This window comes from Pantoea sp. FN0305 (genome assembly GCF_050113845.1).
Classification (GTDB): domain Bacteria; phylum Pseudomonadota; class Gammaproteobacteria; order Enterobacterales; family Enterobacteriaceae; genus Mixta; species Mixta alhagi.
This window is the reverse complement of the sequence record NZ_JBNJSN010000005.1, coordinates 13,231-33,628: the sequence shown is the minus strand read 5'-3', so window position 1 is coordinate 33,628 and position 20,398 is coordinate 13,231. Positions and strand designations below refer to the sequence as shown.

Annotated in this window: 18 protein-coding genes and 1 pseudogene; 10 read left to right on the top strand and 9 right to left on the bottom strand. The window is 48.5% G+C overall.

Annotation, left to right across the window (positions count from 1 at the left end):
* Position 1 precedes the first annotated feature (1 nt).
* From ACQE3Y_RS11230 to ACQE3Y_RS11215, 4 genes are read right to left on the bottom strand one after another with little or no spacing between them, the layout of a single operon-like run.
* The gene (locus tag ACQE3Y_RS11230) at positions 2 to 1,087 is read right to left on the bottom strand and encodes a cysteine protease StiP family protein (RefSeq protein WP_426981695.1); all 1,086 of its coding nucleotides are present in this window, start codon (positions 1,085 to 1,087) and stop codon (positions 2 to 4) included.
* Positions 1,084 to 1,866 (bottom strand): hypothetical protein, encoded by a 783-nt coding sequence (locus ACQE3Y_RS11225; protein ID WP_426972604.1) that lies wholly within the window; start codon positions 1,864 to 1,866, stop codon positions 1,084 to 1,086. The genes ACQE3Y_RS11230 and ACQE3Y_RS11225 overlap by 4 nt, the downstream gene beginning before the upstream one ends.
* Complete coding sequence (locus ACQE3Y_RS11220; protein ID WP_426981694.1) at positions 1,859 to 2,992, bottom strand: phosphoribosyltransferase domain-containing protein; 1,134 nt, start codon at positions 2,990 to 2,992, stop codon at positions 1,859 to 1,861. Before ACQE3Y_RS11220 ends, ACQE3Y_RS11225 begins: the two co-directional genes overlap by 8 nt.
* A 9-nt stretch (positions 2,993 to 3,001) precedes the next feature.
* Positions 3,002 to 4,093, bottom strand: a complete 1,092-nt coding sequence (locus tag ACQE3Y_RS11215; protein ID WP_426981693.1) for an ATP-grasp domain-containing protein — start codon at positions 4,091 to 4,093, stop codon at positions 3,002 to 3,004.
* A gap of 308 nt (positions 4,094 to 4,401) precedes the next feature.
* Here ACQE3Y_RS11215 and ACQE3Y_RS11210 point away from each other — a divergent pair, with 308 nt between their 5' ends.
* The 8 genes and pseudogenes from ACQE3Y_RS11210 to ACQE3Y_RS11175 all read left to right on the top strand — a co-directional run bounded on the left by ACQE3Y_RS11210 (position 4,402) and on the right by ACQE3Y_RS11175 (position 13,331).
* Complete coding sequence (locus ACQE3Y_RS11210) at positions 4,402 to 4,980, top strand: TerD family protein (RefSeq protein WP_426973067.1); 579 nt, start codon at positions 4,402 to 4,404, stop codon at positions 4,978 to 4,980.
* Positions 4,980 to 6,140 carry a TerD family protein gene (locus ACQE3Y_RS11205; protein WP_426981692.1) on the top strand — a complete coding sequence of 387 codons (1,161 nt, stop codon included), beginning with the start codon at positions 4,980 to 4,982 and terminating at the stop codon, positions 6,138 to 6,140. The genes ACQE3Y_RS11210 and ACQE3Y_RS11205 overlap by 1 nt, the downstream gene beginning before the upstream one ends.
* 13 nt (positions 6,141 to 6,153) lie before the next feature.
* Positions 6,154 to 6,609, top strand: a complete 456-nt coding sequence (locus ACQE3Y_RS11200) for a tellurite resistance TerB family protein (RefSeq protein WP_426973069.1) — start codon at positions 6,154 to 6,156, stop codon at positions 6,607 to 6,609.
* A gap of 34 nt (positions 6,610 to 6,643) precedes the next feature.
* The gene (locus tag ACQE3Y_RS11195; RefSeq protein WP_426972610.1) at positions 6,644 to 7,687 is read left to right on the top strand and encodes a TerC/Alx family metal homeostasis membrane protein; all 1,044 of its coding nucleotides are present in this window, start codon (positions 6,644 to 6,646) and stop codon (positions 7,685 to 7,687) included.
* A gap of 58 nt (positions 7,688 to 7,745) precedes the next feature.
* Positions 7,746 to 8,324: a TerD family protein gene (locus ACQE3Y_RS11190; RefSeq protein ID WP_426972612.1), complete on the top strand. Its 579-nt coding sequence runs from the start codon at positions 7,746 to 7,748 to the stop codon at positions 8,322 to 8,324.
* A 75-nt stretch (positions 8,325 to 8,399) separates the two neighbouring features.
* Positions 8,400 to 8,975: a TerD family protein gene (locus ACQE3Y_RS11185; RefSeq protein WP_426972614.1), complete on the top strand. Its 576-nt coding sequence runs from the start codon at positions 8,400 to 8,402 to the stop codon at positions 8,973 to 8,975.
* Between the two features lie 71 nt (positions 8,976 to 9,046).
* Positions 9,047 to 10,288 (top strand): annotated as a pseudogene (locus ACQE3Y_RS11180) (VWA domain-containing protein); the annotation flags it as partial.
* 553 nt (positions 10,289 to 10,841) lie between these two features.
* Positions 10,842 to 13,331 carry a hypothetical protein gene (locus ACQE3Y_RS11175; RefSeq protein WP_426981691.1) on the top strand — a complete coding sequence of 830 codons (2,490 nt, stop codon included), beginning with the start codon at positions 10,842 to 10,844 and terminating at the stop codon, positions 13,329 to 13,331.
* A 510-nt stretch (positions 13,332 to 13,841) separates the two neighbouring features.
* Here the strand turns inward: ACQE3Y_RS11175 and ACQE3Y_RS11170 are convergent.
* The 5 genes from ACQE3Y_RS11170 to ACQE3Y_RS11150 form a co-directional block, all read right to left on the bottom strand.
* Entirely contained in the window at positions 13,842 to 14,183 is a 342-nt protein-coding gene (locus ACQE3Y_RS11170) for a DUF6527 family protein (RefSeq protein WP_426981690.1), read from the bottom strand.
* Positions 14,183 to 15,553, bottom strand: a complete 1,371-nt coding sequence (locus ACQE3Y_RS11165; protein WP_426981689.1) for a ThiF family adenylyltransferase — start codon at positions 15,551 to 15,553, stop codon at positions 14,183 to 14,185. Before ACQE3Y_RS11165 ends, ACQE3Y_RS11170 begins: the two co-directional genes overlap by 1 nt.
* Entirely contained in the window at positions 15,550 to 16,638 is a 1,089-nt protein-coding gene (locus ACQE3Y_RS11160) for a multiubiquitin domain-containing protein (protein WP_426981688.1), read from the bottom strand. The genes ACQE3Y_RS11165 and ACQE3Y_RS11160 overlap by 4 nt, the downstream gene beginning before the upstream one ends.
* A gap of 133 nt (positions 16,639 to 16,771) precedes the next feature.
* Entirely contained in the window at positions 16,772 to 17,320 is a 549-nt protein-coding gene (locus ACQE3Y_RS11155; RefSeq protein ID WP_426981687.1) for a winged helix-turn-helix domain-containing protein, read from the bottom strand.
* 38 nt (positions 17,321 to 17,358) lie between these two features.
* Positions 17,359 to 18,465 carry a hypothetical protein gene (locus tag ACQE3Y_RS11150; protein ID WP_426981686.1) on the bottom strand — a complete coding sequence of 369 codons (1,107 nt, stop codon included), beginning with the start codon at positions 18,463 to 18,465 and terminating at the stop codon, positions 17,359 to 17,361.
* Positions 18,466 to 19,178: 713 nt separating this feature from the next.
* On the opposite strand from ACQE3Y_RS11150, the gene ACQE3Y_RS11145 reads away from it, so the two are divergent.
* Positions 19,179 to 19,604: a hypothetical protein gene (locus ACQE3Y_RS11145; RefSeq protein WP_426981685.1), complete on the top strand. Its 426-nt coding sequence runs from the start codon at positions 19,179 to 19,181 to the stop codon at positions 19,602 to 19,604.
* Between the two features lie 145 nt (positions 19,605 to 19,749).
* On the top strand, positions 19,750 to 20,139 hold the full coding sequence (locus tag ACQE3Y_RS11140; protein WP_426981684.1) for a hypothetical protein: 390 nt from the start codon (positions 19,750 to 19,752) through the stop codon (positions 20,137 to 20,139).
* The last annotated feature ends 259 nt before the right edge of the window (positions 20,140 to 20,398 follow it).

The window sequence follows — 20,398 nt, the reverse complement described above, 5'->3', positions numbered from 1 at the left end:
ATCAGGCCACCTTTTTGATGATGGTTACGGCGCGGTAAAACCCAATAGTATCGCCAACTTCTTCAACCGTGATCCCTTTCTGTTCAGCCAGATAAAGCAGCAGAGAGACATCATGATCGGCTTTATTACTCACCAGGACATGATCCGGAACGCGGCGCAAAACCGCCCGAGTCGCTTCCGCAATACCTGGCTTAATCCGGTTGATGTTCGCTATGTGGAATTTCTCTGCCAGCTTTTGTATGACCTTCTGGCTGATGCCGGACTGGTTATGGCATTGGGTTGAGAAGGGAAGGGCAGCGGGCACGGTACCGACATTAATCTGCTTTCGGAACTGATCAACGGTGTCCACCAACAGGGTGCTGCACTCATATTCACGCAGGTGCTCACAAAAAACGCAGCCGTGGAAGCCGGTTTCAGTCCATATGGATCGGGATACCATGCCGGAAACGGGAGCGCCCATAATGCCAAAAGGGATGAGCCAGTCATTATCTGAGGCCGCTATCCATGCGCAGCCAGCAGGATCGGCAAGGACAGCCAGGCGCGGCATTTCAGGATAACCGGGACGGTTTTTAAGACTTTCCGTCAACTGACCGGTGATGGTGCCTTTTCCCGTCCAGCCGTCCACAAAGACAATCCCATCAGTACCGTGACGGGCTTCGATCACAGCGAGCGCCTCAGTATCGATACCGCGGTCACGGATAATACTGATGCCGTAATGAAAAGAGAGATACCCCATATCCGTGATGGCGCGTTGAAGCATCACGCCTAGCGGCACGCCTGCGCGCACCAGACTCACCAGAATAACAGGGCGAGCCTGAACCTGTTCTGTCAGTCCTTTGGCCAATGCGATAACTTCGCGCGCCATTCTGCCCGCGCCAACGTCCAGAGCCTTACCAAACAACTCAAGATGGGCCGGGGTCGGGGCCGGCTCCTGGCTCAACATATCGGAATAATGCTTCTGTCCGGACTGGATCAGTCGCTCTTTTTCTTCCACTGAAGTCATTTCGATCTCTACCGGTTCCAGCAGAAACTGAATATCAGAAGGAAGGTAAGTGCCATGAAACGGTTTAAGTGTCTTGCCCGTCATATTGTCTTATCCTCACGAAACAATCTTTCGTTAATGGCCTCTGCAAACTGACTGCGGGAAGGCATCCCAAACCAGTGGCAGTGCTTCATGAACGTGTGATCGCTTAAACTGTCTCCCAGCCCCAAAACCGGAAACGCCCCTCGCTCATCCCGCAGTTTTTTCAGTAACCATTCCACGGCCAGTCCCTTCTGCACGCCAGCCGGGATCCAGGCGATGTTATTCCCGTTCGAATGAATGTAAAAGCCTTCGGTATCAAGCTGTTGCATCATCACCTTATTGAAATCATAAAGCGTCTGAATTTTCGTGCTGTCCCTGTGTTTCATGACGAAATAAACCGGCGTGCCGTTATATTCAACATTCATCCTGCACCATGCATCAATACCCGCTTCAGCCAGCTTGTCGCTCAGCATCTGCCGGTAGCTCACCAGCCGGTCATGCATGGTGGCAAGTCCGGACATGATAATATCCTGCCATTCCCGGTTAACCGTGCCGTCCGGATTAGCGATTACCGCACCATGCGTCATCACTTTCCATGATGTGAAGGGCACGGCGACGCGGGCGGTTTCTTCCGTCCCACGCGCCGTGACAGGAATAAGCTCAGCGGTAGAGAGAAGCCAGTCAACCAGCATCGCCTGCTCAGTTGACATAAAGCTTCTGGGCTGGCGTTCACGATCGTATGCACCAATACGAACAGGCTCCAGGTGCATTTCATTGAGCATTTTGCGTCTGGTCTGAAAAAGGGTGTCGTCAAGGTCACACAGGGCAACGGGCTTATTCATAACTGATAACCTCTACGCGGGGGGAGATTTTTCTGAGTTGGGCGAGCAGCTCCGGACAAACTGTATCAACCGGCGTTTCCACACACACAATCACTCGGTCGTAAGTGTGGTGAGCAATGTTATAAATGAAGTTAGGGATGCCTAACCCATAGTTGTCTGTAAACGCGATGACAGATTTTATCGCCATACCGATGGCTATAGGCGATCGGGTAAGCGAACCAAATCGAACCTCAGCGCCGTCGTTCTCCAGACGCTCAGCGAGCAGGAAAGGCTGCCAGACGAACTCTCCGGAACCAATAACCAGAATTCTTTCTCCTTTCTCGGTGCGTAATGCATCCCCCAGATTGCACGATGTTTCATGCATTCCAAGTCGTCCCCAGTCCTGACGTTTAGCGAGCGAAGCAGACCCGCGTGCCGTGACGTTTACAGAGGGCATCACCGGTACCGGCGCGTCCGGGCAAGGTGTCCAGCTCCAGCTACCTTTAACCAGCGACACGACATCAACAGGCAGAGGGCAATTCTGTGAGATAGCGTCTCCACTCCAGTCGGTAAGCGTCACGGTGACAACGCGAGTCAGGGTGTCCAGGCCGGCATCACGTAATGCCTGGAGAAGGTTAAGGAACGTTTTACCCGTTGTGGCTTCATCATCAATCAACACCAGCGTTCGGGCATTTTTCGCACGCTCACGCAGCGTTGCATCTTCAGGATGGTAGATAAGATGATCGGTGGCATGGCTGTGATCTTCTTTAAATTCGCACAGCAAATCACCGTCTACAGGATGTCGGGTGCTGGTAAGGAAAACCGATTGTGCAATGCACTTACTGGCCTCGCGGAAGACACCGGCTGCGAGGCCAACGGCCGTTTCGGCCATGCCGATAAACAGTACGGGTTCAGGCAGATCGGCTGGCATACCCGCGGCAAGATTAACGTAGCTTTTGTTCATCACGGTGGGAGAAACAGGGATATGACGTCCCAATACCTTGCTGACAAATAAAAAAGCCCGCCTGGGATTTCTGCGCTCAGCAATGTCAAATAAGGTGTCCAGACATACGTCGCTGGTGGTTTTAACCGTTAACGTACCGCTTGCCAGTTCTCGTTGATAAATCTGCTGTTTTGACTGTGACATATCTCTGCCTTAAACCTCAGATGAAACATTGTCTGGCGTGCTGATCTCAACGACCGGCAGCGGTTTGACATTGTGAGTGGAAATGACCTGTAGAGATTTGAATAACCCCAGCTTCTCAGACGTTTCGCTGTCGTTTAACAAGCCCAGCTGGCGCAAGGCAAACAGGCCGGGCAGATTTATACCGCTAAAGGCAGTGTATCCAATGCCACCAGAAGGCCGAAGATTCGCTTCGAGCAGCACCGGTTCGCCCTGGTCATTGTCCCGCGTCTGTATATTGATCAGGCCGTCAGCCCCCAGTCTGTGTGCACATGCCTGTGCCAGTTGAAATGCAGCACCCTCATTTTCAAATGCCTGCACTGACCCGACTTTGCGTCTTGCCACTGCGGCAATGACACGGCCTTTTTCAACCAGCATATCTGTTGAGCGCTCCGGGCCAGGCAGATAAGGCATCACAATCTGTAACGGCAATTCTTCTTGCGCAGCTACAGCGCTGCGCAAAGCAGTAAGAAGGATGTCGGGATGCATATGGCGATGCTCAGGATTATTAAAAAACGCAAGTTGCTTAACGCTACGTTTCAGCACCCAGAAACCCATACCATATATGCCACGAACGGGCTTAATACAGGGAAGCAGCCCTTTGGACTCCAGGCTGGAAATGGCATCGGACACTTCTTCAGGCGTCTGAACCTGAATTGACTTAACGGAAGCAAGCCCTGCGCAAAACATCTGTTCGCTGAACAGCGTTTTGTTATCAGCCAGCTCAAAAGTATCTACGTGACAAGCGCCGGTCGTTAACTTAACGCCAAGTGTTTCAATATCCGCCCGCATTTTTTCCATCAGCCAGCCACGCTTGCCTGCATGAATGGCAACCACATTGTGTTTCTCACATACGCTGGTAATGAAAGACAACAGATCATCATTGTCGGCGGGTTCGATATATGAAAAGTCAGCTTCAGAAAGGATTTCAGGCCGCTCATTACGATGAGAAGCAATCAGGGTGAAGACATAGTCTCCCTCAGTGCGGGCCTGTTTGACCTGCTTAAGTATATCTTTCTGTGATGAAACACCTTCCATAAACCAAACAGCAGCAGGTCTAACCATTCTGTCGAAGTCCTTACGTCACGTTAAAAACACAAGAGGGTCAAGTGTAGGCATAAGCACAACTTTTATCAATCATAATATGATTATTAACTGAGCGTTGTAACAAATGTGTGATTTCCTTGAATTGCAATAACTTCCATAACGCAAATTTAACTTATTTTACCCTTTTATTCATACATATATAAATAGAAAGTTGTCATATGATGATTGTTTTCTTGCACTATAAAAACGTCATGTTATGATTTCATAGCTTTGAAATTAATCGGCAATTTTTACTACGGCAAAACACCTATCAGTAAGGGGACATGATGGTATCTCTCAGTAAGAATCAGACGATTTCGCTGGCTAAATCCAGCAGCGCGATTTCACAAATTCGTTTCGGCCTTGGCTGGGATCCTGCTAAAAAAAAGGGACTGTTTGGCAAACTTCTCGGCGGTGGTGACAGCATTGACCTCGATGCCAGCTGCGTGCTGCTCGATAATGCCGGTAACGTGCTGGATACCGTCTGGTTCCGCCAGATGCAGTCTAATGATGGCTCCGTGAAGCACAGCGGTGATAACCGCACGGGTGAGGGCGATGGCGATGATGAAACCATTATAGCTGATCTGTCCCGCCTGCCTGCTAACGTTGAGCATCTGGTTCTGACGGTGAACAGCTTTACCGGCCAGTCTTTCAATGATGTAGAAAATGCTTTCTGTCGTGTGGTTGATCAGCAGGGTAAAGAGCTTGCCAGGTACACGCTGACTGAACAAGGCTCTCACACGGCGGTCATCATTGCGTCCCTGCACCGCAACGGCGGTGAGTGGAATTTTACCGCCCACGGTAATGCATCGCGTGGTCGTACCATTCAGGACATGGCGTCCGACATTAAAGCGGTAGCACGCTAATGAACCTGATGCCGGGGGGCAATGCCCCCGTTCCCAACCAGTCGCTGGTGGTGCGGATTTCCGCTGGCACCCCCATTGATGTTTCCTCTTTCCGTTTGTACGACACCGGTAAGGTACGCGGCGATCTGGATATGGTTTTCTACGGTCAACGTGAAAATGACGATAGCACCGTTCGTTACTCTTCATCCGGTAACGAAACCATGTTTACCGTCAGCCTGCCGCAGCTGCGATCTGACGTTCAGAAAATTGCTTTTACGGCTACGTGTGACGCCGGCAAAAACGTCTCTCAGGTCGAGCATCTTGCCATACAGGTAGAAGCGAACGGCAATGCCATCCTTCTCTGTGATGTTGACTTGGCTGGTCGCACTGAAGCCGCGCTTATTCTGGGTGAGCTGTATCGTCGTAACGGGGAATGGAAGTTCCGCTTTGTGTCACAGGGCTTCAATGGCGGGTTGAAACCGCTGGCCGAGCATTTTGGTGTGGATGTTGCCGATGCGCCATCAGCTCGTTCGACGCCAACGCCAACGCCAACGTCTTCCCCTACGGTGAATCTCAGCAAGGTGAGCCTTACCAAAGAAAAGCCGTCTATTAGCCTTAAAAAGAAGGATGATTACGGCCAGATCCGCGTGAACCTTAACTGGAATCAGCGCGTGGGCAATAACAACGGTGGCTTTTTCAAAAGCATGTTCAATAACAATAAAGGCATCGATCTTGACCTTGCCGCGTATGTTGAACTGTCAAACGGCTATCGCACTATTGTTCAGGCGCTTGGCAACAAATTTGGCAGCGTGCGTGATGAACCCTATGTAGAGCTTCAGGGGGACGATCGTACCGGTGCAGTCAGTAACGGCGAATGGATATATATCAACGGTACTGAATGGAAGCACATTCGTGAAGTGCTGATCTTCGCTTTCATCTATGAGGGCGTGCCGAGCTGGGAGAGCACGGACGGTTCCGTTACTATCCACGTTCCGGATCAGCCCCCTGTGGAAACTTTTATGACGGAAGGGAACAACCGTCAAAATATGTGCGCCATTGCACGTCTGATAAACGAAGGTGGCGCAATCCGTGTAGAACGTATCAATCGCTATTTCAGCGGTCACCAGGAGCTTGATCAGGCTTTTGGCTGGGGATTTAACTGGAAAGCGGGTTCAAAGTAACCTGGGGGTAAACATGAGTTTTTTTAATACGCTTAAAGAGAAATTTAACGCGGGTCGCGATGAGCTAACTAAACAGGTAGGCCGATATAAAAATCGCGCCTTTCTGGAAGGTACGGTTGCCGTCTGCGCACGCATTGCAGTTTCGAGCGATGGCGTGAGCACAGAAGAAAAGCAAAAAATGATGGGCTTTCTTCGTGCTTCGCCTGAACTCAGCATTTTCGATACAACAGAAGTGATTACATTTTTCGAAAAACTGGTGACATCCTTTTCTTTCGATCTGGAAGTTGGGAAGGGCGAAACCATGAAATACATTCTGGCATTAAAAAACAAGCCGGAACAGGCACAACTGGCTGTACGCGTAGGTATCGCCGTTGCCAAAAGCGACGGCAATTTTGATGAAACCGAAAAAGCGAATGCGCGCGAAATTATCGAAGCCCTGGGCTTCCAGACAAGCGAATTTGGCCTTTAACGGGTAATAATTTTAAGTCTCTGGAGTTGATCACATGCAATCCACCCACATTGGGTTCCCGATAGAAACGGTCGCGGTGTTTTTACTGCTTTCAGTTGGTGCCATTTTCATCGATTTGTTTATGCACCGTCATGACAAGCCTATCTCCCTGAAAAGCGCCGCTGCATGGTCGGTTTTCTGGATCCTGATGGCGCTTGCTTTTGCGGGCTTCCTGTACGTTCATCATGGTGCGGAAGTCGCGAGTCTGTTCGTTACCGGTTACGCGCTTGAAAAAGTGCTTTCAGTAGACAACCTGTTTGTCATGATGGCTATTTTCTCGTGGTTTGCTATTCCGAACAATTACCGCCACCGCGTGCTGTATTGGGGCATCATCGGGGCGATTGTGTTCCGTGGTATTTTTGTCGCCATCGGCACCAGTCTGCTTGCGCTTGGCCCTTGGGTTGAGGTTGTGTTTGCCCTTATTGTTGGCTGGACAGCAGTAATGATGCTGAAAAGCGGCGATGACGGTGACGAGATCGAGGATTACTCTCAGCACTTTGCTTACCGAATGGTGAAACGCTTCTATCCAATTTGGCCAAAACTCAAAGGCAGCGCATTTGTGCTGAGCCAGAAAGAGGTTGATGCGGAGCTGGCTAAACCCGAAAACGCCGACGTTCAGGTTGGCCGCCTGACCAAAGCGGGACGTTACGCCACCCCAATGCTGCTTTGTTTAGCTGTCGTTGAGCTTTCAGATGTGATGTTTGCGTTCGACTCTGTGCCAGCCGTTATCGCGGTCAGCCGTGAGCCACTGATTGTATACAGCGCAATGATGTTCGCTATTCTTGGTCTGCGTACCCTGTATTTCGTACTGGAAGGGCTTAAGCAATATCTCGTTCATCTGGAAAAAGCGGTTATTGTCCTGCTCTTTTTCATCGCGGTGAAACTGGGCCTGAACGCAACAGATCACTTCTTCCATCACGGTTATTCAATCAGTGCGACCGCCAGCCTTTATGTGGTAATGGGGGTTCTGGTACTGGGCATTATTGCAAGCCTGCTTTTCCCGGGTAAAGAAGAGCAGAATGACGAAGAACGCGGCTAAGCCGCGTCGTTAATCAAAGCATACCGAGTATGCATCACGACGATTTGAGGAAAACAACATGGCAGTGACTCTCTCTAAAGGCGGTAACGTATCCCTGGCTAAAGTGGATCCGTCACTGAAAAACGTGAAGATCGGTCTGGGCTGGGATACGCGTTCTACTGACGGTCAGGATTTCGACCTGGACGCATCCGCTTTTCTGTTGACCGACGCAGGCAAGGTTCGCGGTGATAACGACTTCATTTTCTATAACAATCTGAAATCTTCAGACGGTTCCGTTACCCATACCGGGGACAACCGTACGGGCGAGGGTGAAGGTGATGATGAATCCCTGGTGATCGAACTGAATCGTGTTCCGCAGGAGGTGACCAAAATTGTTTTTGTGGTCACCATTCACGATGCTGCAGCTCGTCGTCAGTCGTTCGGCCAGGTCGCCAACGCCTTTATTCGCCTGGTAAACAACGATACAAACGTTGAAGCCGCACGTTATGATCTCTCCGAAGATGCCAGCACCGAAACCGCGATGCTGTTCGGTGAGCTGTATCGTCATGCCGGTGAGTGGAAGTTCCGTGCCGTAGGCCAGGGCTATGCTGGTGGACTGGCATCCGTGTGCGCCCAGTATGGTATCAACGCGTCATAAAACGCGTTTCGCATTTACGCAGTAACTTACGCCCACATTATCGGGGCAACAGACCAAAGCAAAGAGGATTTCATAATGGCAGTTAATCTGACTAAAGGCGGTAACGTAAACCTGTCCAAAGAAGCACCTACCATGACCAAAGCGATTGTAGGTCTTGGCTGGGATGCGCGCGTCACTGACGGACAGTCATTCGATCTGGATGCGTCGGTGTTCCTGGTAGGCGCGGAAGGTAAAGTGCTTTCCGACCAGCACTTTGTTTTCTTTAATAACAGCACCAGCCCGGATGGTTCAGTTGTCCATCAGGGCGACAACCGTACCGGTGAAGGTGCGGGCGATGATGAGCAGGTTAAAATCTCGCTCTCTACCGTACCGGCTGACGTGCAAAAAGCGGTCTTCGCAGTAACCATTTACGATGCGGAAACCCGTAAGCAAAACTTCGGTATGGTATCTAACGCCTACATCCGTATCGTTAACGAAGACAATAATACCGAAATCGCTCGCTACGATCTGTCTGAAGATGCCAGCACTGAAACGGCGATGATCTTCGGTGAGTTGTATCGTCACAACGGTGAGTGGAAATTCAAGGCCGTTGGGCAGGGTTTTGCGGGTGGCCTGGCAGCGCTGGCTGCACAGCATGGCGTCTCTGTTTAAGCGAGAGCAAATTTCAAGCCTCTTCCCTGTGAAGGGGCTTTTTTTTGCCTGCGTGAGCAGGGTTAACAAAGGGGAAGGATATGGAACTGGCTCCCGGTCAGAATACAGCTATTCATGTGAACGATATCGAAGTAAAACTCACCTACCTCCAGCGAAATGATTTTTGTAGTGATATAGATGCTTCCGCCTTTTTGCTGGATGCCGATGAAAAGGTTTCAGGCGATCTGGATATGATTTTCTTCAATCAGCCACAAAACGCAAATCAAAGCGTGGTGATGGAGAGCAGACCAGGTGAAGCCATCTTTAGAATTAATTTGGCAGGCGTCCCTGTTACGGTTAATAAAATTGCCGTGACGGTTGTTATTGACGGGAAAGATACGCTGGATGGCCTTCAGGAACTGAAACTTATGTGTGACGGACATACGTTTCCGATCCCAATTGCAGGACGAACAGAGAAGGCGTTGATTGTCGCACATATTTACAGACATAACGGTATGTGGAAACTTCGTGCTGTTGGTCAGGGCTTTAATGGCGGATTACATCCGCTGGCGTTGCATTTTGGCGTGGATGTATCAAATCCCGAACCGGCCCCGGTACCCACAGTCAGCCTTGAGAAAAAGCTTTCTAAAGCACCGAAGCTAGTCAGTCTGGCGAAACCCATAACCGTTAGTCTGGAAAAACACCGGTTAAAAGAAGTGAAGGCGCAGGTGGCCTTTGTTCTTGATGCTTCTGGTTCAATGTCGGGGCAATTCAGGCGGGGTAATGTGCAGGCGGTTCTTGAACGCGTTACGGCGCTGGCCGTGCAGTTTGATGATGACGGCGTGATGCCCGTCTGGGCTTTTGGGGAAAAGTTCAAGCGCTATGACGATGTGACGCTGGATAATATTGAGGGCTATATCGATCGCATCCGTAATGAGGGCAAGCGCAGCATGTGGGAAGTGCTGCCGGGGCTGGGCGGTACGAACAATGAACCGCCTGTGCTGGACGCTGTTAATAAAGAATTTAAGGACTCAACGCTGCCTGTGTATGTCGTGTTCATTACTGACGGTGGAATCAGTAAGACGCGCCTGATCAAGGACAAATTGCGTGAATCGGCAAACTTGCCGGTGTTTTACAAATTCCTCGGTCTGGGTGGCTCAAATTATGGCATCCTTGAATCACTGGATAAATTTTCCGACAGACTTGTTGATAATACTCATTTTTTCCCCGTTGATGATTATGAACAGGTCAGCGATGAGACGCTCTACGATCAACTGTTGATTGAATTCAGAGAGTGGATCGATACAGCAAAAGCAAAACGTATTCTGCGTTAATATGAGCACCGGCCTTCAGGCCGGGCTCGTTAGCTCCGCGCGAGCAGTCTGCTTTATCGCGGCGTTCTTATTATCTCCAGTGAGTAAGAGGAAGTGCAGTCGTTATCACAAAATCATATTCTGGCCGGGCGGGGCAATGCCTTTTTTTCAAGTCCAGCCAATAATAAACCAGTAAGAATTTTCCTTTTCCAGTCTTAGTTCGATATAAATAAAAACAATGTCTCTCCAGCTTATTTAAAGATTTTGCCGATTATAATCGGATCTAAAGCCCATTGTTTTCGGCGAGTAATTAATTTCTCTAATCGAGTGCATAAAATTTAATCAACGACAATGGCATCGTTATTACTTATAGCTGTAGAAGAAAAAAGTATGGCGTTACGAGCGCTATCACACTTTTATCCTGTTCCGGGACGTGATTGATCCTGGTATACACCAGTGAAAGTTTCCGCCCTTGTGGAAACCTTAACGCTAATGTCGCAAACGAACGCTGTAGTGCTGCTACGGCACTGTTTCGTGCGCGTTATATAACCCTCTGGTGTATAAGGAGTTTATTATGTCTTCAGACAGTTCTAATCTTCGCAGCGAGAGTGGCCTGGTTACCAGCGCCATTCAGGCGGCACCGCCGATTACTATAGATAGCTTTTCCGGTGACGGCCTGCTTAACGGCCGGGAAAAGCAGGTTGAGCAGCTTATCTCTGGCCGCGTCTCTGCGGATATCGCCGTGGGTGAAAGAGTTGATATTGAGGCGTTTGGCCAACGCTGGCATACCACCGTTGGTAATGACCGCGTCTGGAGCGTAAATCTCCCTTCCCGTGATGTCTCGTTATTTCCTGCCGGTGATGGCGTGATCTCCGCAGTGGTTAGCGATTTAGAGGGTAACCAGCGGTTCGCAGCGAAAGAAATTACTGTCCAGGCTGGACCCGGCAATGAATATTCTGCCCGCATTGAGATCAATACCGTTGGTGACTATGCCATCCGTGATGCCATCGTCGCGGGAGAAGACCTTTCATTTACTGGCCGCACCTATAACGTTGCCAGCGGAAAAACGGTCACGGTAACGATTAATGATCAGGACTACACCGCGCAGGTGCAGCCGGGGGGATTCTGGCGTATCACGCTACCCAATGAGGATCTTCAGGCGCTACCAGATGGCAGAGTATCGCTACTGGCTTCTGTGGCCGATCTGACGGAAACCGCAGTAACCTCACAGCAGCTTATAGTGGCGCACAGCGTAACGGAGGGAGGAAGCTTAACGCTTAACCCCATCACAGGAGATAATATTGTTGACGCCAATGAAGCGCTAGGGTGGTTAAAGGTGAACGGTACCAGCGAGGGGATTACCACTGGAAACACCGTTGAGGTCGTCATAAACGACATTTACCACTACGCACTCATTCAGGAAGATGGTACCTGGGAAGTCACGCTAACGCAAAGTGAAGTACAAAGCCTGAATGAAGGCGATAATTACGCTTATGTAAACACCTATGATGAATTTTATCGTTATAGCTCTGATATTGCCGATTTCATTGTTGATCGTTTTCCCCCTTACCAGCCTATTACCATTGATGACGTCAGTGGAGACAGCAATTTTAATGGCAGAGAGAAGCGTGTCGATCAGGTTATATCCGGCATGCTGGATGAAATCGATAATGACTGGCTCCAGTTAACCGTAATGTTAAACGGTAAAAGCTATAATGCCACGATAACCAGTGAAGGGGCCTGGAGTGCTGTGATCCCCAGCGCGGATATGTTGGCGCTGCCGGAGGGTAATGTACTGTTACGCGCTCAGGCCTTGAGTGAAAGCGGCGATATTTACACCAATAATAAAGTTATTGATGTTACTGCAGGCCTGGGGAACAACTACTCGGCGCGGGTCACGCTTGATCCACTCGCTGATGATAGCGTGCTTAATGCGCTGGAGAACTATCAGGATCTCCTGATTAGCGGCAGGGCTTACAATGCGGCAAGCGGTAAAATAGTGACGGTCACCCTCAATGGCGAACATTACACTACCCAGGTACAGGATGGCGGTTACTGGAATCTTAATATTTCCCGGATCGACCTTCATGATCTGAAGTTAGGAAGCGCGACGCTGCTGGCCAGCCTGGCCGATCTCGGTGAGACAGCGACCAGCGTCCAGATCATTAACGTCGACAAACCCCAGCCTCAAATTACTATCGATCCCTTTACCGGTGATAACGTGCTTTCCTATGCGGAAAGCCAGGTTTATCAGTTGATAACCGGAACCTCTCAGCATATCCAGCGAGGGCAGACCATTACGGTTAAGCTCGGCGAAAAGGAATACTCTACGGTGACCTCCAGCGATGATGACTGGTCGATAGTTTTCCCCGCTGCGGATTTACAGGCGCTGACGAATAACAGCGAACTGATTGAAGTACGGGTGACCACAGAGTGGGAGCAGGACGTCAGCGCCTCTGAACTTGTGCAGATTCAGGCTCCTCCGAGGTCCAGTATCACCATGTCGCCCATTAGCGAAGACCAAATCCTGACGCCGGAAGAGGCGCTTAGTCCGCTTACGATTAGTGGGACACTTCAAGGCACGTTTTCTCCCGGCAGTGAGATTGAAATGATTATTGGTGAGAGTATGTATTACACGATCCCGGAAGGGTCAGCGTGGAGCTTTACGCTTACACCTGCGGACCTGGCGCGGCTGGAGGAGGGATCAAATACGGTCTATGTGCGAACCAATGATGCCTTTGGACGCGAAGTGACGGCAGTGCAGTCACTGCTGGTAGATAAGGCCGATACGGCCGATGCGCTGACGCTGGATACTTTAGGGATGCAGGCGAGCTACGAGCAGGACATCATGCAATTGCTGGCCAATGAAAATCAAGAAGCAGAGTTATCGCAGGCAAGCATAACGATGCCAATGGAAGCGCAGATTTCGCTGGCGGAAGCGGTCAGCGAAATCTGGGATCCCGTTACGCAGGACAGGGCGAGTGGATCGTCAAATCTGCCGGTTATAGAGAATACGTTGGCAGAATTTTTGGTTCAGCATAATCTGGATACCCGCATTGTGTGATTGATCGGTCAGGAGTGGGAATTTTTCTGCTCCTGACCATTTGCTTTATCAAATAGTGAAAAGCATATCCATCTGGATGGGTGAGTGAAGAGCAAGGGCACAATAACGCTGGATGTAGAGGTTGCATAAGCATTACAACATTCAATTTAACTATTCTGGGTTTACGGGTGCTACATAACTAAATCTATAATCAAAAAATTTTGCAATATCCTGTATTAAAATAACTTTATTCATGAAACAATCAAAATCACACAGTTATGAACTCAGTTTGAGTTCATAACTGTGTGAAAATTGGGCCATAATTTATACAAAATTGCGATTGTTTGTTCATGAGCCTGCCTTTCTGATTTCGTGATTAATATCACATTTTTATTTAGGCCCGCTTATCGCTCACAGCGGACCTTCAGATCCGTTAGTTAGTCCGCTTTGTGCCAGAAGCGGACATTATGCAGAGATTTTCAGAACCATTAGGTCCGAATCGAAAAGTTGAGCCCCGCATCAGGGGCATAATCATACCCAGATAACTCTCCCTTTTTTTATCCAGAAATGAGACTGACAGCCATCTTTTAACCATACAGAGGGATGTAGTGAAGGTAACTTTTTATTGTCCAGACAGTAATCCCATCGAGGGCTGGCTTCATCTATAACCAGCAACTCAATAGTGCGGCCACATCCACAGGGGCATTTAAACCCAATACACCAATCTTCATCACCATCTCTAGCAAGGATGATGGACCGTAGAGGCATCTTATTCGGCAAAGAATCTTCATTAACGATCATCAGCCGCCGCGCCGGAAGTAAGTACTCAAACTTGCGTAAAAAATAATAGATAACTTTATTGAAAACAGACATTACTTATCCCCCAATTCAGGAATACTCAAAAGAGGTTCTTTCCCTCCAACTGCTAACCGGGGATTAAGTGCCCTAGTTATTGCACTTTCATCGGTATAGTCCTCTTCAACACCAGCAAGGCTGAATAATGTTCGGGCATATCCCATGTTAGGGTATTCACGAAAAGGGAAACACCTGGCGATAAATTCCGATACACAGGCTGACGCCGCCCGCATGTTCAGGGTTATTACTGCGGGAGCCTCTTCCTGAAACCCCGTGATGTAACCTCTTTCAACCTGATCTTCATACTCCTCCGCACTCAGGTTTTCCCGATAAATAAGCTCAGACGTGTATACATGGCGATCAGATAACGTAGAGCCACCGGGTTTAACATAGTCAATCCGTCCCGTTACATCCGTAATTTTTCGGCCATCTTCAGGATCGACATGCGTTGGTATTTTTACGCCGACATCAAGCAGTGGGATTAAAAAAGACGAAGCAATACGATCTGCGATCATTCGCGCCTGGTAGGTATCAACGCAGCAAAAAATCACGTCTACGTTTGCCACAGCAAGAACGGCTTGCCGGGAGAAAATGGTATTTTGAATGGGACGGGCAATATCTTTTCCCCGAAAACTCCGGATAGCTTGCGCGAACATATCAACCTTTGGGCGGCCGTTTAACGCATCCTCAAGGCTTGAGTTGAGGATGCGATTCAGATTTTTCTTTTCTATATGGTCATGATCAATAAGAAGAATTTCGCCAAACCCTAGTCTTGCGACCTGTTCCGCCACAATCGACCCTGTACCAGATACACCAATGATTGCTGCGGTTAGTTTCTTAAAAGTGTCCGTCATACCCGATGTAAAAGCTATCGGTTGATGCCGTGGCTCAGTTATACCATCCCACCAGTAGTGAATATCATCACCCGCGACGGTTACCAGCTCTACATTCTCAGAGTACTTCCCCTCCCGGTAGAGCCGTGCACGCATATTCCCCGCAGGAATCATAATTGCCGAACCGTGAATTGCGTCAACGCCCTGAGAAAGCGACAACATTGTCTGCACATCACTTGCATCATCCATATTAGAGAAAGCAAGAAAACCGCCGGGATGCGAATGTACAAGGATGATAGACATTGATGTTTCTTCAGCAGCATCAATGGCCTTCTCCAGGTAGCTGCCTGGCCAGGAAATGAAATCTCGCGTCCTAGATTTGCACTCTTCATATGGAACAAGAATGAGTTCCTTAGCCAGCAGCTTCAGACGAGTACCTTCATAACGGTTACAAACCAGGATTGCAGCAGCCTCTTTTCCGTCTCCGGGAAACAGATGTTTCTGGAGGGTGGTATGGAGTTCCTGCGTCAGTATTAGACGGCTTCCTCCGCTCATTGCTCCACCTCTTTTTGCAGACAACCATCTGCCATGGCCAACTGAGAGATAACAGAATCGGTTTCAGGATCCCATGAGCGATGGCGGGACCATCGCTGGTACGCAAAACGATCAATAACCACCGTAGCTTCTGTAGCCGGGATGCTAACGCCATTGGCCCGTGCGAGTGGGGGATAGACGTAAAACATATCCAGCATATTTACGGGATAACCAGAAGTAATCGAAAGTGCTAAATTTACCTGATGATGGTTATATCCGTCCGGTAGTTCAAAACCGTAAATAATCAGCCAGCGAGCATTGCCGTCCAGGCTGGTTTCCCACGAATACCTCATTTCATCAAGATAGTGTTCATCGGCGGGGAGCAGAGTAAACTCACGACGAGTGACACGGGCCTCTTCGCCATTGTTTACATCTTTCGGTGTGAGGCGCAGCTTCTCAATTCCTGGCGTACGCAAATCGATGACATCATCAATATGCTTCTCAACCTTCGGCTGCCCTTCAACTTTGAGAAAAATATGCCATGCCTGATTGGGATTCAGCCCTGCACGTATAACAGCATCGCGGATGACAACAGTCGGAGTATCAAATGTAAATTCCTTACCCTGAACATTAAGCTTCCACGTTGCCTTCCTGCTGATGAAGCGCTCAATACCCTCCCCATTGAGATCGACAATCTGTTCATTCTGGACTTCGAGATCAGCTTCGTCCTCACGCTCCAGTAGCAGTTTTTTATTGTCACCGATGCCGCCAAGCTTACGGATGCTATACCCGCTAATTAAGCGACATGGCCACTCCAAACGTGCACCATCAATTGTAAAAAAGTAGGTGCGGTCTGATTCAACAACAATAAAGCGGCGAACCTCAGAACCAAGATCTACAACTTCGTCAGGTCGGATGTCTTCCAGAGAACCATTTGGAAGCAACATCAGCACAACAGGCATCTGATCAGGTTTAAACCCTGATGCAGCTGAAATCTGTGAACCGTTGGGCGTACTGTTCTCCACAGCTACCTGACGGTAAACGAGAGTTTCGTCTGCCACCTCAATGAAGCGGCGGTGGGCATGTTGTGATTGAATGTCTTGCATAAATACCTCCGGAGTTTTCTACAGTGGCAATGCCGTGAAATCTCATTAAATAAAGCTGTTTAACCAGGTGGCAATAAAATAAACTGTCCACTGTGATGACTATACATCGCTCACTCTGGTTAAATCAACCTGTTTAATCGGAAATATTTGGACCTGTGTAGATAAACTCAATGCCACCTGTTGGTGAGGACACTTCCGACCGCATGATAACCCCTTCACTGACAAGCTTTTTAAGCCTTGTACTCGCATTCTGAACAGATATGTTGAGGGACTTAGCAACATTTGCGGTACTGGCGCCATCACGACTTAGTACGACATCGAGCAATGCCTTTGTCGAATTTTTCGCTTCTGGGCCTATGATCCGCACTCCGTCAGCCAACACCACAATCAAAGACTGCTGCTTTGCAATTGCAGCATAGTCCCAGTTATCAATGAGATCTGCAGAACTTACATCGGTGATAAAGAAGTATTTTTCTCCACAAAGCTGTTTTGCAAGTGCAATTACACTTTCCCGTGGAAAAGAGGAATCGGTGGCAACAATACCTTCAAGCGAAATTTCAAAAGACTTGCAGCCAGGGTGCGAGTCAACAACATTTTGAAGTCGCTTAAACACTTCCCGTCCCAAAACATTTCCAAATGGATGGTTATTATTATCAGTGAGTTCCAGCAGTTTGACTTTCATACAACCCTGCTTCTTATGGTTAATTTAAGGAGAAGATATTAATCATAGCCCAGGAAAAAATCAAAACAAACTTGGGTGCCCTTAATCAATGCCAGCCCTTTTTTCGTGGTAATTTCTGTGAGTACACCATCTTTATAAGTGATTCTTAGTTCGAAGTCAGGTTGACGAACCAGGACAATAGCATCATATTTTGCGGCCAGATCCTGAGAACGTTTCAGACCCAGTCCACGTGCGGCCTCATCAGGTGCAGATCCAAACTGGCTTAGCCCACCTTTTTTCAGTGCGAGGGTAACCAGAAATAAATCAGCATCTTCGTTTAATGATCTCAGTTTTTCGAAAATTTCAGGGTAATGTTTCTTAAGATTGCGTTTCAACGTTGCTGCGATACCTAAACCGCTATCTGAAATTACAGTCTGGATATGGCGTCGCTTTCCCCGATATAACTGCAACGCCGCAAACCCAGGAATCGGGGTCTCACTGTGATCTCGAACATTACCAATAAGCTCAGAAAAAATGGTAAACACAGCCATGTAATATTTCTGGCCTGCATGGTGTGCAAACTGCTTAGTCAACTTTTCTGGGATAGAATTATCAAAATCATCTAGGTTAATAGAAGCAATCTCAACCAGATTATCACTGTTTCCCCGGTAGCGTTTCGCCCTTGATTCCATTGGCCTCTCAGGCTTAACTGCCACATCAGGATGCAAATGATCAAAAAAACCTAACCGGTTCAGATAGCTTTCCGTTGAAGGACATTTACTGAAATCGAGCTCAATAGATTTTCCAGAAATGGCAGCCTGATTTGACAGAGCAATAATTCTCGCTCCCGCCGTCAATAAAATCCAGCACCTCTCCGGGAAGCTTATTCTGCACCTTTTTGCTGAAGCCCCCAACAAACATCCCGCAGCCGATAAATTAGCTTCAAAAATGTTTTCATCGATCCAGGTGTCTGCATCCAGAACCAAAACGTATTCATCTTCAACATACCATTTCCATTCGACCTGTTTTAAACCCTCTACATGGCTGTATAAAAATGAATTTAGGGCAGATTTATCGCTGTACCCTAGTTTTTTAGATATCTGCTTACCTGTCAGGCCGGGATATTCACGAAGCAGCTCTTTGATTTTCTGTATATCGAACAGCACTCGACAAATTCCTTAAAGAAAGGTGTTAGTAAAACCTGATGATTTTCATGTTAAACTATCACCATTTAAGCCGTTTTTCATAAAAAATACATTAACTTCTAAGAATTCTTTCCCCCTGTAGAACTGATTACGTTTTCGTAAACGACATACTGTTAATTCAACTTCCGCTTCTCGCTCAAAGCGGCCATATCAAATGGATGCATGACAGGATTGGTTAGTAGCAGGAAGAGGACGTTTGGGCATCTGGCCCACATGAACAGCGCGTCTTTGTCCGGAGCATTTGCTGATGTTGGTGACGCCTTTGAAATGCAGCGTGAACCACAGCATGGCCTGCCATTGAATACCTGCTGATTTCTAAACAACTTTATGAGGTTCGATCTGGCGGAAGAGGGCAGAAGGACGTTAAGAAAAGTGACGACTCCACTTCCCAATAAAACGGCAACCAATAATGCTGCATATGTAATCGAAGGAATCTCCCTCGTTTCTTCGTGATAGTGCCAGCATCCACGCTAGCAATGTGTTGGCCATCATCATGGCTATCTTGCCAGGAAAAGCGATAAGTAATTCTCGTTTCTGGTGACATGAAATGTGTAAAAATCACTTTTGCCGAATGAGAGTTACCGCGAGTCTGCGCTGTGGTCCGTGACGCTCTGATTCATCCGCTCTGTAAGACAGTGACTATCCCTCCGATTCATCATAAACAAGGAAAGACCATGTTCGGATTCTTTAAAAAGAAAAAACCTGACGCTGCGCCCGGGCAGGGTTCCCGACTGACGGCGCAGCAGTTTATCGCGCTGACGCTGAGTGATGAAAAGCTGTCAATGCCTGTGTATCTGCCGGGGATCCGCAGTGAGGCCGAATGCGACGAACTGGGTTTATGGCCACTCATCTACATCTGGAATGTGGATCGTGCCGCTGGCACGTTCAGCCTTTCTGTTAACGGTAAAGCCATCGCCCACCTCCTTGAGCCCTTCGTGCCCCATGAAGACCCAGCGTATGTCGAAATTCGTGATGAAGCGATGAAGGTTATCGCTGAGGCTTCAACGCAGTCCGTGCTGGCAACCATAGAGAAAACGGGCCTCATGCCCGATGTTTTGTTCGCGTACCACGCTAAGGATGTACAGCAGGAGCAGGGCTAACCGTCAGGGAGTGCGTGAGATTACACCAGGGATTTTATTAGTCAGTCCTGTCATCCTAATGCTAAATATTCGTCAAGAAATGCTTCAGGTTGCCGAAATATACGATAAGCGTTATTCAAGAACATAACTAAAAGGATGGATCCATATGAAGAAACTGCTGCTTCTTGTTCCGCTCGTGTTTGCTGCTCCGGTACTGGCTTCTGAAGTGACGGTGGGTCAGGTTTGCAAGGCTGTTTCTGCGGCAATGTTCGATCGTGACCTCAAAATCATGCGGCTGGATAAAGTCGAGTCAGGTATTGCTTACGTACATTATATCCGACAGAACGATGGAACCCGCTGGGCCATCAAGTGCAAACTTATCGGCAATCAAGTGATGTGGGCATCTGACAATCCTGACAGCACCGGTCGCTGGCGGGATGATCCTGCAGACAGCACGGTCAGATATGCTGTTGAGGGTAAAAAAATCATTATTACTGAGGCCTACAGCGACGGTTCCAGCAGCTCCAATTCTTATCCGTTGAAGCAACTAAAGTGACTACACACAAGCTTCTAATTATAGCCTGTGAGCGACTGGTCCCTTCAGGGCGCATTTGACTATGCGGATGAGACCTTTGACGTGTGCCAGGAGCGGACTTTACTAACGCCGCTGATGTATTAATCCATGAAGAGCAGGTCATATTTTTAATATAAATTGACTGGTGCGCTAATTATTACAGGAACATCACCGATACATATTACCGCTTACATTGCTTTTTTAAGCGCGTGTACATTTGTACGACTGGTGGCTGTGCCGG